General features: G+C 37.2%; 10 protein-coding genes. 9 read left to right on the top strand and 1 reads right to left on the bottom strand.

Translation table 11 applies throughout. The features are described 5' to 3' along the window. Window positions 1–665: 665 nt before the first annotated feature. Window positions 666–1,082 (bottom strand): helix-turn-helix domain-containing protein, encoded by a 417-nt coding sequence (locus LNQ34_RS14775; RefSeq protein WP_202701956.1) that lies wholly within the window; start codon window positions 1,080–1,082, stop codon window positions 666–668. 403 nt (window positions 1,083–1,485) lie between these two features. Here LNQ34_RS14775 and LNQ34_RS14770 point away from each other — a divergent pair, with 403 nt between their 5' ends. The 9 genes from LNQ34_RS14770 to LNQ34_RS14730 all read left to right on the top strand — a co-directional run bounded on the left by LNQ34_RS14770 (window position 1,486) and on the right by LNQ34_RS14730 (window position 14,844). Further along, a complete protein-coding gene (locus LNQ34_RS14770; RefSeq protein WP_230000290.1) occupies window positions 1,486–3,708 on the top strand; it encodes an NADP-dependent isocitrate dehydrogenase in 2,223 nt (740 codons plus the stop codon). Window positions 3,709–3,925: 217 nt separating this feature from the next. Continuing rightward, window positions 3,926–6,307: a TonB-dependent receptor gene (locus LNQ34_RS14765; protein ID WP_230000289.1), complete on the top strand. Its 2,382-nt coding sequence runs from the start codon at window positions 3,926–3,928 to the stop codon at window positions 6,305–6,307. Window positions 6,308–6,344: 37 nt separating this feature from the next. Continuing rightward, window positions 6,345–7,166 (top strand): DUF4249 domain-containing protein, encoded by an 822-nt coding sequence (locus tag LNQ34_RS14760; RefSeq protein WP_230000288.1) that lies wholly within the window; start codon window positions 6,345–6,347, stop codon window positions 7,164–7,166. A 10-nt stretch (window positions 7,167–7,176) separates the two neighbouring features. Next, window positions 7,177–7,659, top strand: coding sequence for a GyrI-like domain-containing protein (locus LNQ34_RS14755; RefSeq protein WP_230000287.1), 483 nt, complete (start codon window positions 7,177–7,179; stop codon window positions 7,657–7,659). Between the two features lie 5 nt (window positions 7,660–7,664). Next, a complete protein-coding gene (locus LNQ34_RS14750) occupies window positions 7,665–8,108 on the top strand; it encodes a DinB family protein (protein ID WP_230000286.1) in 444 nt (147 codons plus the stop codon). Window positions 8,109–8,645: 537 nt separating this feature from the next. Next, entirely contained in the window at window positions 8,646–9,308 is a 663-nt protein-coding gene (locus tag LNQ34_RS14745; protein ID WP_230000285.1) for a thiamine diphosphokinase, read from the top strand. Between the two features lie 63 nt (window positions 9,309–9,371). After that, the gene (gene rlmF, locus LNQ34_RS14740) at window positions 9,372–10,331 is read left to right on the top strand and encodes a 23S rRNA (adenine(1618)-N(6))-methyltransferase RlmF (RefSeq protein WP_202701949.1); all 960 of its coding nucleotides are present in this window, start codon (window positions 9,372–9,374) and stop codon (window positions 10,329–10,331) included. Window positions 10,332–10,420: 89 nt separating this feature from the next. After that, window positions 10,421–11,383 carry an alpha/beta fold hydrolase gene (locus LNQ34_RS14735; protein WP_230000284.1) on the top strand — a complete coding sequence of 321 codons (963 nt, stop codon included), beginning with the start codon at window positions 10,421–10,423 and terminating at the stop codon, window positions 11,381–11,383. Window positions 11,384–11,733: 350 nt separating this feature from the next. Beyond that, complete coding sequence (locus tag LNQ34_RS14730; protein WP_230000283.1) at window positions 11,734–14,844, top strand: TonB-dependent receptor; 3,111 nt, start codon at window positions 11,734–11,736, stop codon at window positions 14,842–14,844. Window positions 14,845–14,925 lie beyond the last annotated feature (81 nt).

Below are 14,925 nucleotides of genomic sequence, written 5' to 3'. Positions count from 1 at the left end.
TAAAATCCGTTTTTATCTGCGTTTTTACGAAGTAAATCTGTTTTATCCGCGTCAAAATTAGACACTGATTTTACTGATTCGCTAAAGGGAAAATGCTGATAAAAACAGATTTTACCAGCTTAATCTTATCATTTCGAGGAACGAGACCCGAGCGACATCGAACAGACGAAGTAAATCACACTAGAAACTCCACAATCAAAATCGTCAATCTTTGCCGAATCCCGCGTATGATTTCTCCTTCGTCGAAATGACAAGATTGTAAAAATAATTGCGCTTAATAAACAAAAAATTCTTATTCTACGGCTTGTGTAAGTGATAGAAGTCAATGTCATTAAGTTAATCTTTTGGAAAATAAAATCCGTTTTTATCTGCGTTTTTACAAAGTAAATCTGTTTCATCCGCGTCAAAATTAGACACTGATTTTACTGATTCGCTAAAGCGAAAACGCTGATAAAAACAGATTTTACCAGCTTAATCTTGCAAACCATAAACGGTCTAATGAAACCGTTTGCGTGAGGGATAGAAGTGGAAAGCCCACAGCCTGACGAAGGAAGTGCGAGGACTTGAAGCGGATAGCCCGACCCGCCTTTTTCGGCGGGACATGCCCAAAATAAAAAAACCGACACTCCTAAAGCATCGGTTTGTATTTTAATGAAAATTGGTATCTATTTTTTCAATAGATTTTCCAAATACTCGATTTTATCTTTTTCAGCTTGTAATAAACGTTCGTAAAGCTTTTCTTTCTCCTGAAAAATTTCGATTAATTTATCCAATGGATTGAAAGTACAATAATGATTTGTACTGAATGCTGTTCCATTTGTAAAACTGTTATCATGGAAACTATTAAAGTAACTAATCATATTGTCTTCTGAAAAATTTTTAATTGCTTCAACAGTTACTCCAAGCGCTTTTGCAACTTCTTTAAGTCTTTCATCATCTATCGTTTCACTGTTTTCAATAGCAGAAACAGCTTGCTGACTTGTTCCTAAAGCCTGTGCCAAAGCTTCTTGCTTCATATCTCGAAGTTCACGAATACGGCTAATTTTTCGCCCTATATGATTTTGTTTTGTAAGTGTGCTCATAATTCAAAGATAATAATTAAGTTTTATAACAAACAATAAGTAAAAAACATATTAAACAATGTAGCTTACACTTTATTACTCATTCATTTATTAAATCAAAAGTACAATTTTTCACACAAAAACACTTTGCTTAAGTAATTTTATACAACTGAAAAGGTTTGCCAATTCCGAAATAGTCCACTTTTCTCTGTGATTCATCAAAACCGTAATTTTTTAATACCAAAATCGTCGATTTGACAATTTAAAGACCTCGAAATAACAATCTGATAATTTCGGCATTTCTCCTGAAAACTACACCGTTTTCGGACTGTTTTTATTATATTTGCTCCGCTCATTCTGAGCCGACTATACCTTTTACATTGCCATTCTCTGGCGATACGATTATAAAAAAAAAAAAAAAAAAATGACACAGAATTCGAAAATCTATTACACCTTAACTGATGAGGCGCCCTTGTTAGCGACTTATTCTTTTTTACCTATTGTTCAAGCATTTACGGGTACTGCTGGTATCGCTATTGAAACCAGAGACATCTCTTTGGCTGGCAGAATTTTATCTAATTTTCCTGAGCTTCTAACAGCTGCTCAAAAAACCGGAGATGCCTTGGCAGAATTGGGTCAGTTGGCAACACAGCCTGATGCTAATATTATCAAATTACCAAACATTTCTGCATCGGTACCGCAATTAAAAGCGGCTATTGCTGAGTTACAGTCACATGGTTACGGAATTCCAAATTACCCTGAAGATCCGCAAAACGATACCGAAAAGGAAATTAAAGCAAAATATGCTAAAGTTTTAGGTTCTGCTGTAAACCCGGTTTTACGTGAAGGAAACTCAGATCGTAGAGCACCAAGAGCAGTAAAGAACTTTGCAAAATCAAATCCACACTCCATGGGTGCCTGGTCTGCTGATTCTAAAACAAAAGTAGCTTCAATGTCAAACGGTGATTTCTACGGAAGTGAAAAATCGCTTACAGTTGCAGAAGCTAACGATGTAAAAATTGAATTCGTTGCAAAAGACGGTACCACTACTGTATTAAAAGCCAGTACTCCGCTTAAAGCAGGTGAGATCATTGACAGTTCTGTTTTAAGTGTAAAAAAATTAAAAGCTTTTGCTGCTGATGCTATCGCTGATGCTAAAAAAGAAGGTGTTTTACTTTCGGTACACTTAAAAGCGACCATGATGAAAGTATCAGATCCAATTATCTTTGGCGCTATCGTTGAAGTATACTTTGCAGATCTTTTCAAAAAATATGAAACTTTGTTTGCAGAATTAAACATTGACACCAGAAATGGTTTAGGTGATATCTATGCAAAAATTGCAGGAAGACCTGAACAAGCAGAAGTGGAAGCTGACATTACTAAAGCAATCGAAAACGGTCCTGCTTTGGCAATGGTGAATTCTGATAAAGGAATTACAAACTTACACGTACCTTCAGATGTAATTGTTGATGCTTCTATGCCGGCAATGATTCGTACTTCAGGACAGATGTACAATAAAGAAGGAAAACAACAAGATACCATCGCAGTTATTCCGGATCGCTCTTACGCTGGAATTTACACGGCTACTATCGATTTCTGTAAAAAACACGGTGCTTTTGATCCTAAAACAATGGGAAGTGTTCCTAACGTAGGGTTAATGGCTCAAAAAGCAGAAGAATACGGATCTCACGACAAAACTTTCCAAATTAAAGCTGACGGAGTTGTTCGTGTAACAGACAACAAAGGAACTGTTTTAATGGAACAAAACGTTGAAACTAATGATATTTTCAGAATGTGTCAGGCCAAAGATGCTCCAATTCAGGACTGGGTTAAACTAGCTGTAAACAGAGCACGTTTATCTGATACTCCTGCCGTTTTCTGGTTAGACGAAAACAGAGCACATGACAGAGAATTGATCGCAAAAGTTCAAAAATATTTAAAAGATCACAATACCGTAAATCTGGATATTCGCATCTTAAACCCAGTTGCTGCTACTGAATTTACTTTAGACAGAATCATTAAAGGTTTAGACACTATCTCGGTAACCGGAAACGTTTTACGCGATTATTTAACCGATTTATTTCCTATTCTGGAATTAGGAACTTCGGCTAAAATGTTATCTATCGTTCCGTTAATGAACGGTGGTGGATTGTTTGAAACGGGTGCCGGAGGTTCTGCTCCAAAACACGTAGAGCAATTTACAGAAGAAGGATACTTACGTTGGGATTCATTAGGAGAGTTTTTAGCACTTGGAGCTTCTTTAGAGCATTTAGGACAAACTTTAGACAATTCTAAAGCTATTGTTCTGTCTGAAACTTTAGATCAGGCCAATGATAAATTCCTTGCCAATGATAAATCTCCTGCCCGTAAAGTAGGTCAGATTGACAACCGTGGCTCTCATTTTTACCTTGCATACTACTGGGCTCAGGCTTTGGCTGCTCAAAACAAAGATGCTGAATTGAAAGCGATCTTCACTCCAATTGCTGCTGAATTTGAAGCTAACGAAGCTAAAATCGATGCTGAATTAATTGGTGCACAAGGAAAACCTCAAACGATTGGTGGTTATTACCAGCCAACTCCGGAGTTAGTAAGCAAAGCAATGCGACCAAGCGAAACATTCAACTCCATTATTGCTCAAATAAAATAGCAGTATAAAATAATAGAGATCTAACAATGTATCTCCCTTAAAAAGACAACTTTTAACAGTTGTCTTTTTTTTGTAAGTTGAACTAAAAAACTTTGAACCTCTGCACCTGTGTACCTTTTGAACCTTAGAGAAAAAGTCATTCTTAACTAATGTTTAACAATCGTTCTGCAGAAATATTTAACAAGAATCGTTAACTATGTAACTCAAAACCAAGATAATGACCACCAAAAAAATAACTGCTTTTTTATTTTTCTTCTTTACTATTCTAACATCATTTTCTCAGGAAAAATTCACACTGAGCGGTACCATCACCGACTTTAAAAACAATGAAACTTTAATTGGCGTTAACCTCTATATTCCGGCCTTAAAAATGGGTACTACCACCAATGAATATGGTTTTTATTCTCTAACTGTTCCAAAGGGAGAGCATCAAATTGAAATTAGTTATGTTGGTTATCAGACTCTTCAAAAGACCATTACTTTAAATCAAAACACTAAAAATAATTTTGCTATTACCGAAAGCGGTGAAGAACTTAAAGAGGTCATAATTACGGATAATAAAGGCAAAATCAACATCAAATCGCCTGAAATGAGTGCCAATAAACTCTCTATTGCCACGATCAAAAGAATGCCCGTTGTTTTGGGTGAAGTCGATGTCTTAAAATCGATTTTATTGCTCCCGGGAGTTACGAATGCGGGAGAAGGCGCTTCGGGATTCAATGTACGCGGCGGAGGTGCCGATCAGAATTTGATTTTACTGGACGAAGCTACTATCTTTAATTCTTCTCACGTATTTGGTTTTTTCTCCGTTTTTAATCCGGATGCCATCAAAGATTTAAAATTATATAAAGGAGGAATTCCCGCCCGCTATGGCGGAAGAGCCTCTTCAGTTTTAGACATTTATCAAAAAGACGGAAACAGTAAAGAATTTCATGTCAATGGTGGAATTGGATTAATTTCAAGCCGAATTTTAGCCGAAGGTCCGCTAGTGAAAGACAAAGGTTCATTCCTGATTGGAGGAAGAGCTTCTTACGCTCATTTATTTCTAAAGTTATCCGAAGATCAAAAAAACAACGCTGCCTATTTTTATGATTTGAACACTAAATTGAGTTATAAGCTAAACGAAAACAACAGCTTGTATTTATCGGGTTATTTTGGTCGCGACGTATTTAGTCTGAACAAGAGCTTTACCAATATTTACGGAAATTCGACACTAAACCTGCGTTGGAACCATTTGTACTCTGATAAGTTATTTTCCAATTTATCTCTGATTTACAGCGATTACTATTACGGTCTTGACTTAGATTTTGTAGGCTTTAAATGGGACTCCGGAATTAAAAATTACAACATCAAATACGATTTCAAAAACTATATCTCGGATAAATTCAAACTGAACTACGGTTTAAATGGAATTTACTATGAGTTTAATCCCGGGACCATTAAACCAAGTAATGAAAAATCCGGAATTAATCCGGACCAGCTGGACAAAAAATATGCTTTTGAACCTTCTGTTTATATCGAAGCCGAAAATCAGCTTTCCAAAAAACTCACACTGGCTTATGGCTTGCGTTACAGTCTTTTCTACCGCTTAGGTACTTCTACGATTAATTATTACAACAATAATGAGGCTGTAACCTTCAATAATAATATGCAGATTTACGAAAAAGGAATTCCTACCTCAACAAAATACTTCGGTAAAAACAAGGTCATTCAGGATTACAACAATTTCGAACCACGGCTTTCGGTTTCTTATCAGTTAAACGACGATCAGGCTATTAAAGCAAGTTATAACCGCATGGCGCAGTATCTTCAATTGATTTCGAATACCTCATCACCTACTCCGCTTGACGTGTGGATGCCTAGTGACAACTACATCAAACCTCAGATTGCAGATCAGGTTGCTTTGGGCTATTTTAGAAATATTAATAATGGCGCTTATACCGTTGAAGTCGAAACCTATTATAAAAAGATTCAAAACCGACTCGATTATATCGATGGTGCCGATTTGATTGCGAATAATGCGATCGAGCAAATAATTCTCAACGGAAGAATGAGAGCTTATGGTCTCGAATTTATGCTAAAGAAAAACGAAGGTAAATTCAACGGATGGATTTCCTATACTTTATCCAAATCACAACAGCAGACTCCGGGAAGAACTCCCGAAGAGACTGGTATCAACAACGGACAATGGTACAGTTCTGCCTATGATAAAACGCATAATTTAGCCGTGACATCAGCCTATAACCTGAACGAGAAATGGTCTTTTGGAGCTAATTTTGCGCTTCAGTCAGGACAACCTGTTACCTATCCAAATGGACAATATCAGTATTTAGGAATTACGGTGCCTAGTTATGGTTTAAGAAACGACAACCGTTTGCCGGCCTATCACCATTTAGATGTTTCGGCAACTTTGACACCTCGAAAAAACAAAGACAGGAAGTGGAAAGCAGAATGGGTTTTTAGTATTTACAATTTATACAACCGCCAGAATGCAGCCTCGATTAATTTCCGCCAAAATACCGATACCGCTGCAAATGAAGCCGTAAAAACTTCAATTTTCGGAATTGTTCCTGCCGTTAGCTATAATTTTAAATTTTAAGACCAACCTTCCCTCCAAAGAAAATAAAAGACAGATCATGAAAAAAGCAACTCTCTTAATTGTCCTTTTTATATCCATTTTTTTCACTGGCTGTGAAGAAGTTGTGGATGTTAATCTGGATACTGCCCCTCCAAAATTAGTTATAGAAGCGGCTATAAACTGGCAAAAAGGAACTACAGGAAAGCAACAAACCATAAAACTGACCACCACTACAGGTTATTTTCAAAATGTCATCCCTACCGTTTCGGGTGCCACCGTATTTATCACGAACAGCCAGAACATAAAATTCAATTTTAGTGAAGTTCCGAAAACCGGACGGTATGTATGCTCGAATTTCATTCCGGTAATTGACGAAATCTATACCTTAACGGTGATTTCCGGCGGAATTACTTATACTGCTACTGAATCCATGAAATCAGTCGCTCCCATAACCCGGGTGGAGCAAAACAATCAGGGCGGTTTTTCAGGAAAAGAAGTTGAAACCCGTGCTTATTTTAACGATCCTGCTAATGCCGATAATTTTTATCTTTTTAAATATGTATATTCGACGAAAATTACCTCAACTTACTACGTTACGGAAGACAAATTTTTTCAGGGAAATGAATATTTCAGCGCTTCAGATGATGACGATTTAAAAGTTGGAAATGAAGTCGAAATGACACATTACGGTATCTCTAAACAATATTACAATTATATGAGCATTCTGGTGAGTATTGCCGGAAACAATGTTGGCGGACCTTTTCAGTCTCCTCCCGCAACCGTAAGAGGAAATATTATCAATACGGCCGATAAGGCCAATTATCCGTTAGGTTATTTTTCGCTTAGTGAAACCGATTACAAAAAATACAAAATTCAATAATCAGTAAACAATGGAAGCCAGAATTCAGATCTTATCCGAAAAAAAACTAATTGGTAAATACGTAATAATGTCGTTTTTGGAAAACAAAACCCATGAGTTATGGAGTTCGTTTATGCCGAAACGAAAAGAAATTAAAAACATAATCGATGCCAACTTGTATTCTCTGGAAGTTTTTCCAACGGCACATTTTGACAATTTTGATCCCGGAAATACCTTCGAAAAATGGGCAGCAGTCGAAGTCTCTGCACTTGATGGAGTACCACAGGAAATGAAATCTTTGGTAATTCCTGAGGGATTGTATGCTGTTTTTGTTCATAAAGGCCCTCAAAGCGAAGGTCACAAAACGTATCGTGAAATTTTTGTAGATTGGCTCCCCAATTCAGCGTATATGGTTGATGAAAGACCGCACTTTGCCATAATGGGTGAAAAATACAAAAAAGAAGATCCGGATTCTGAAGAAGAAATCTGGATTCCGATAACCCCAAAAGCTTAAAAACCATGTTGATCGATACCTTAAAAATTCTTTTTAACAGAGATCTGAACAAATTAAAAGTTGAAATCGAATCCTATCAAAACGAGGCTCTGATTTGGACAATTGCACCGGATATTTCCAATTCAGCGGGAAATCTTTGTTTGCATCTGATGGGAAACATAAATACCTACATTGGTGCCGAATTAGGAAAAACAGACTATGTTCGTGATCGTCCATTGGAATTTTCCCTGAAAGATATTCCAAGATCTGAGCTCATCAGTAAAATCGAGCGTACTATTTTAATGGTAAACAACACCCTTGACAGTTTAACCGAAGCCGATTTAGAGCTTATTTATCCGCAAATTGTTTTCGAAAAAGAAATGACAACCGGATTCTTTTTAGTGCATCTTTCTACCCATTTAGCCTATCATTTAGGGCAGATCAATTACCACCGCAGATTAGTTTTTTAAGTTTACAGTCGCAGTGTTCAGTCGCAGTGTTCAGTCGCAGTGTTCAGTCGCAGTGTTCAGTCGCAGTGTTCAGTCGCAGTGTTCAGTCGCAGTGTTCAGTCGCAGTGTTCAGTCGCAGTGTTCAGTCGCAGTGTTCAGTTGCTGTGTTCAGTCGCAGTGTTCAGTCGCAGTGTTCAGTTGCAGTGTTCAGTCGCAGTGTTCAGTCGCAGTGTTCAGTTGCAGTGTTCAGTTGCAGTGTTCAGTTGCAGTGTTCAGTTGCAGTGTTCAGTTGCAGTGTTCAGTCGCAGTGTTCAGTCGCAGTGTTCAGTCGCAGTGTTCAGTTGCAGTGTTCAGTATTCAGTCGCAGTATTCAGTTCTCAGCCGTGGCCGCAGTCCCAGTTTTCGGAATACTGTAAACTGAGACTGTAAACTGAGACTGTAAACTGAGACTGTAAACTGTGACTATAAACTGTGACTGAATACTGAATACTGTGACTATAAACCGAGACTAAACACGAACTTTTGTACATTTGCAGCACATTTCAAATTAAAAACTAAATGTCTTCACATCATATCGTACGCGACGACCAGGAACCCGCTTTAATTATCGCCAACGGAGCAGCATGCCATCCGGAATTATTAGGACAATTGCTGGAATGGTCTCCTCTGGTTATCGTACTCGATTCCGCCATAGAGAGAGTAATTGAATTGGGCATCAAAGTCGATGTGCTTTTGGGTGATTTCGACCGTGGTTTTGATCCTGAAATTTACAAAACGACACAATACCCTATAGAAATTGTTCATACTCCCGATCAGGACAAAACCGATCTGGAGAAAGCTTTTGATTATTTAATCGATCGGAAGATCCCTGCTGTAAATGTTGTCTGGGCCACCGGAAAACGGGCAGACCATACCATAACCAATATCACCAATATTGCCCGCTACCGCGATTTGCTTAAAATTGTTATTCTCGACGATCATTCTAAAGTATTCTTACTTCCTCACAAATTCGAGAAATGGTACACTGCAAAAACTCCTATCTCCCTGATTCCGATTGGGGTGGTTAACGGAATTTATTCAACCAATTTACAATATCCTCTTGAAAACGATACCTTAACCATTGGCTACAGAACCGGAAGCAGCAATTCTGCTCTTCAGGATGGTCTGGTAACCATTATCCATACCGATGGTGATTTACTGTTGATGGAATGTATGGATTAAGGATTGTTGTTCTGAATACAATCACAAAAAAGGAATGACTATCTTTGCACCCAAATTCACAAAATGAAAGCAACAGACAATTCCGAAAAAAACAATTTACATCCCCGAAATCTGCATCGCTCACGTTATGATTTCGAACTTCTTATCGCAAATTGCCCTGAATTAAAAGCGCAGGTTGCTGTAAACAATCACGGAATTGAAACTATTGATTTCAGTAATCCCCTTTCGGTAAAACTGCTCAACAAAGCTTTACTGAAAACCTATTATGACATACAAAATTGGGACATCCCTAAAAATTATCTTTGTCCGCCTATTCCCGGAAGAACGGATTACATCCATTATCTGGCCGATTTATTGGCCGAAACTAATAACGGAACTATTCCTCAGGGATCATCCGTGTTAGGTTTAGATGTAGGTACGGGTGCTAACTGCATTTATCCTATTTTAGGAAATGCTATTTACGGCTGGGACTTTGTTGGAACTGATATCGATAGAAAAGCAATCGAAAACTGCAGTAAAATTATTGAAGCAAATCCAAAACTAATTGAGGCCATTAGCCTTCAGCAACAGACAGAATCGCGCTTTATTTTTAAAAACATCATTACTCCCGAAGATCGTTTTACGTTCACGATGTGCAATCCGCCTTTTCATGCTTCGGCAGAAGAAGCCAACAGAAGTACGCTTCGTAAAGTTTCTAATTTAAACCCGAAGGACAAAAAGAAAGTAGCCCCTGTTTTAAACTTCGGAGGTCAAAATGCTGAATTATGGTGTGATGGAGGTGAGCTTCGTTTTATCACTCAGATGATTTACGAAAGCGCTAAATATGCCACACAATGTCTTTGGTTCACCACTTTAGTATCAAAAAGAGATAATCTTTACAGCCTTTACAAAACATTAAACAAAGTAAATGCAGTCGATATTCAAACAATTGATATGGCTCAGGGCCAAAAAACAAGCCGAATTGTAGCCTGGACTTTTTTAAGTGAAAACCAACAAAAGGCCTGGAACTTTGAAAATGCCTGATATTGAAATTCTAATAGTTTAAAATAAAATTCTGTTACTTTTTAGAGTTACCATTTTTGTACCTTTAAAGTAATTTGAATTTTATTCCTATGGCAAAAATTTTCTTTAAAGTAGTGTTGTTGCTTTTACTGGCAGGTTGTGCGGCTTCTAAAAAGACAAAATTTGACGATTATGTTTTTAAAACAAATAGCGAAAAACAAGGTTATATAAATTCATACGACCAGGCACTAAAGCTTTGGGATATTCCATATACCGAGGAAAATATACCTACAACTTACGGAACCGTTCATCTAATTATTAGCGGTGCAGAAAACGGTAAAGATTTAGTGCTGCTACATGGTATGGATGCGAGTTCGACTATGTGGTACCCCAACATAAAAGCACTCTCCAAAACACACCGCATTTATGCCATTGATTTTCTAATGGAACCCGGAAAATCTACTTTGACCACAAAACCACTGTCTTCGGAAGAAATTGTTATCCTATACAACGAAATTTTCAATCATTACAAATTAAAAAAAATTGATATCATAGGTGCCTCCCGCGGTGGCTGGATTGCGACATTACTAGCCACTCAAAAAGAAAATTCTATTGATAAAATAGTACTGTTAAGTCCGGCACAAACCTTCAAATCAGTAGATAAAGTAAGAAAGATGACTCCGGCCTTACTATTGAAACTTTTCCCAAATGAAAAGAGATTCGAAAAAACATTGAAAATTTTTTCTATTCATCCCGAAAAAATCAGTCCGGTTTACAAAAGACAATTCTATTTGGCCAACAAATATGCAAAGTCAAATTCAAGCATGCTCAAAATGCGTCCTTTCTCAGATGATGAACTAAAATCCATCACCAATCCTGTTCTCATTTTAATTGGAGATCATGATGTTATCAATTCACAAGAAACTCGCGAAAGAGCTCAAAAACTTTTAATAAACGGTACAACAAAAACGATTAATGATGCAGGTCATTTTTTAAGCATCGATCAGTCTAAAATTGTAAATGAGGGAATTATTGATTTTTTAAATCCTAAAAAAACAAACTCAAACCTTTGAAAAAATATTTCTTAGAACATAAAAGCGAAACATCTGTTAAAATTTAAAAAAATTAACACTTAAAGTAAACTAGCCAATAGTTTTAACTTAAAATTATATATATTTACAATTACAGTTAAACTATTTTAGAAAACCGCTAAAAAAATACAGCGAAAATTACCACCTCAATCTACTGTAGTTCAATCCGGTCATAGATTTAAAAAAAGTGACAATTACAATATGGTGCAGAAACCTATTGAATAAATATTCCAAACGAATTCAGTTTCAAAAATAATTTATAGTACTCCAGTTTACTATTTATTTTTTTTGCTTTTCTATTAATTTAAACCAAACTAATATAAACCAGAATTATGAAGAAGAATTTATTTAAAAACCAAATGTTTTCACGGCTCCAAAAAGTGTCATTTATTCCATTTGTAGCCGCTGCCATTTTAGCGAACAATAATGACCTTAATGCTGCTGAACGTGTAAAAAATACCGTTGAGATTAATCAAAACAAAGCAATCGATCTTGTCAAAGGAAAAGTTGTCGATGAAACGGGAGCACCTTTACCGGGAGTAAGCGTTTTGGTCATCAGTACCAAAAAAGGAGCCGTTACCGATATTGACGGGAACTATACTATTGAAGCCAAAGTTGGTGACGTTCTGCAATTTTCATACGTAGGGTTACAAACCAAAACCGTAACGGTTGACGGATCAACTGTAAATGTTACGCTATCGGGAGGCAGTGGTGAAAGTCTGGAGAATGTAGTGATCATTGGTTCGCGTAACCCAACCCGAACTGTTACTGAATCCGCTGTACCTATAGATGTTATTGCAATGAAGGATATTGCAACACAAGGCGCACAAACCAACCTGAATCAGATTTTGAACATGGTAGCTCCTTCCTTTACTTCTAATACTCAAACGGTAGCCGACGGAACGGATCACCTTGATCCGGCGCAATTAAGAGGTTTAGGCCCTGATCAGGTATTGGTTTTGGTAAACGGAAAAAGAAGGCATACTTCCTCTTTAGTTAACATAAACGGAACTCCGGGAAGAGGATCAGTAGGAACTGATTTGAATGCAATTCCTGCTTTTGCTCTCGAAAAAATAGAGGTCCTGCGAGATGGTGCTTCTGCGCAATATGGTTCAGACGCTATAGCAGGGGTAATTAATCTTAACATAAAAAAAGACACTAAAAAAATAGATATTAATCTCTTTTCAGGAAGTAATTTTTCACGAAATGCTAACGATCACAGGGGAGGAAATGATGGTAACAATTACCAAATGGATGTTAATTACGGAACTAATTTAGGTAAAGAAAAAAGTTTTATTAATTTAACGGGAAGCTTGCAGTTAAGAGATGCTACAAGCAGGGCTAATGATGCCGCAGGTACGATCTATAACGCTTATAATGCGATTGAACAAAGAGCTTCAGAAGACGGAATAAATATAAATTCTCTGTACGGAAACATTACCAATACTCCTAATTCTGCTCAAATTGTAAGCTTAATCAAAAACTATGCTCCCAAAGTAAGTTATTTTACCGGGGCACAACAAACAAATATCAGTAATGCCACAACTATTTCGCAATTACAAACGGCCTTAAATTTTGATGCCACAGACGGAGAATTGGCTTACCGAAAGCTCGAAAGAAGAAACTTTAATATGAGAATAGGGCAATCTGAATTTAAAAGTGTTCAGTTCTTTTTGAATGCCGCTTATCCCATAAATGATAAATTAGAAGTTTATGTTTTTGGTGGAACCAGCTATAGAAATGGTGAATCTGCCGGCTTTTTCAGAAGACCAAATCAATCAAGATCTTACACCGGTTTATACCTAAATGGTTTCTTACCCGAAATTCACTCTACCATTAATGACCTTTCTGCTGCAACAGGACTTAGAGGTACTATTTTTAAAGACTGGCATTTTGATCTGAGCAATACATATGGCCGAAATTCTTTTGATTATAATATCGAAAACACTGTAAATGCTACTTTAAGAGAAGGCTCTCCTACTGAATTTGATGCAGGAGGTTTACGTTTTGCTCAAAACACAACGAATTTTGATATGAGCAAAAAAATCAATACACTGAACGTCGCATTTGGTGCCGAATATCGCTACGAACAGTACGGCATCAATGCCGGAGTTCCTGACTCTTACAGTCAATACGACATCAATGGAAATGTCGTTACCGGTACAACACCTGCCAACATAAGAGTGACTGATTTTTATGGCGCCGCCAGACCAGGTGGAGCACAGGTTTTCCCCGGGTACAGAGCAGAAAATGCAAAAACAGAGAAAAGAAACAGCGTCGCTCTTTATACCGATTTAGAATTAGATGTAACCGAAAAATGGCTGCTAAACGGAGCAGTTCGCTTTGAAAATTATTCTGATTTTGGAAGCACTACCAATTTTAAAATTGCAACCCGCTATAAACTTACAGACAACATCAATTTGCGTGGTGCTTTCTCAACAGGATTCAGAGCTCCATCCTTACATCAAATTTATTATGAATCCACTGCAACACAGTTTACCGGAGGAGTTCCTTTTGAAGTAGGAACTTTCAGTAATGATTCTGAAATAGCGAAATTACTTGGAATTCCGAAATTAAAACAAGAAGAATCAACCAGTGTAAGCGCCGGATTTACAGCTAAAATTCCATCCGCCAACCTTACCATAACTGCAGACGCTTATTACATCAAAATAGACGACAGAGTCGTACTTACCGATCAGTTTACGCCAACTCCACTGACTCAGTCTTTATATGATCAGGCAGGGGCAAATGCAGCAACTTTCTTCGCCAATGCCATTGACACCGAATCTAAAGGAATTGATGTGGTACTTACCAACAAAATGAACCTGAATGAAAATCTGACTTTAAAAAATGACTTGTCCGGTACCTTTTCTAAAACACGTAAAATAGGAAACATTCATGCTTCTCCTATACTAGAAGCGGCAGGACAAGTAAATACTTACTTTTCAGAATCTTCCAGAATTTATTTAGAAGAAGCAGTACCCCGCGTAAAAGTAAATTTGACAAACGGCCTTACTTACAAAAAAATCGATTTCTTCTTAAGAAACGTGTACTTTGGAGACGTAACAGATCCAAACGTTGCGGACGTAAACGGTGATGGTTTTGTAGGTGCCACTATTGTAAATGGAAAAGCAGTAGAAAACGAACATCCTCTTTGGGGAGGAAGAGTGATTACCGATATGTCTGTAGGTTTTAAAATTAGCCCTGTAGCCAAAATCATAATCGGTGCTAACAATGTTTTTGACATTTATCCAGACAAAAACCTGGGACCACAAACAGCAAGAAGAGCCAATGGCGTTGATGCAAATGGAAATATAACCTACGCCGCTACTCCAACTGCTATTGATTTATCCAACCAAAATCAATTTGTATATTCCAGAAATATATCTCAATTTGGTCAAAACGGACGTTTTGTTTTTGCAAGATTAAGTCTTAGCTTCTAAATCATTCCCAACTATAAAAAGACCGTCAACATGAAATTTGTTGACGTTTTTTTTTGAATTACACTTTCCGAAAAAAAGAAA

Origin of the sequence: Flavobacterium lipolyticum (genome assembly GCF_020905335.1) — a bacterium.
GTDB lineage: Bacteria > Bacteroidota > Bacteroidia > Flavobacteriales > Flavobacteriaceae > Flavobacterium > Flavobacterium lipolyticum.
The sequence above is the reverse complement of the archived record's forward strand: the minus strand, read 5'-3'. Positions and strand labels throughout refer to the sequence as shown.

What these genes read in the sequence shown, in the direction of transcription:
- LNQ34_RS14750 (WP_230000286.1), top strand. Translation starts at nt 7,665, where the DNA reads ATGTTGATCGATACCTTAAAAATTCTTTTTAACAGAGATCTGAACAAA.
- LNQ34_RS14755 (WP_230000287.1), top strand. Translation starts at nt 7,177, where the DNA reads ATGGAAGCCAGAATTCAGATCTTATCCGAAAAAAAACTAATTGGTAAA.
- LNQ34_RS14760 (WP_230000288.1), top strand. Translation starts at nt 6,345, where the DNA reads ATGAAAAAAGCAACTCTCTTAATTGTCCTTTTTATATCCATTTTTTTC.
- LNQ34_RS14735 (WP_230000284.1), top strand. Translation starts at nt 10,421, where the DNA reads ATGGCAAAAATTTTCTTTAAAGTAGTGTTGTTGCTTTTACTGGCAGGT.
- LNQ34_RS14770 (WP_230000290.1), top strand. Translation starts at nt 1,486, where the DNA reads ATGACACAGAATTCGAAAATCTATTACACCTTAACTGATGAGGCGCCC.
- LNQ34_RS14730 (WP_230000283.1), top strand. Translation starts at nt 11,734, where the DNA reads ATGAAGAAGAATTTATTTAAAAACCAAATGTTTTCACGGCTCCAAAAA.
- rlmF (WP_202701949.1), top strand. Translation starts at nt 9,372, where the DNA reads ATGAAAGCAACAGACAATTCCGAAAAAAACAATTTACATCCCCGAAAT.
- LNQ34_RS14765 (WP_230000289.1), top strand. Translation starts at nt 3,926, where the DNA reads ATGACCACCAAAAAAATAACTGCTTTTTTATTTTTCTTCTTTACTATT.
- LNQ34_RS14745 (WP_230000285.1), top strand. Translation starts at nt 8,646, where the DNA reads ATGTCTTCACATCATATCGTACGCGACGACCAGGAACCCGCTTTAATT.
- LNQ34_RS14775 (WP_202701956.1), bottom strand. Translation starts at nt 1,082, where the DNA reads ATGAGCACACTTACAAAACAAAATCATATAGGGCGAAAAATTAGCCGT.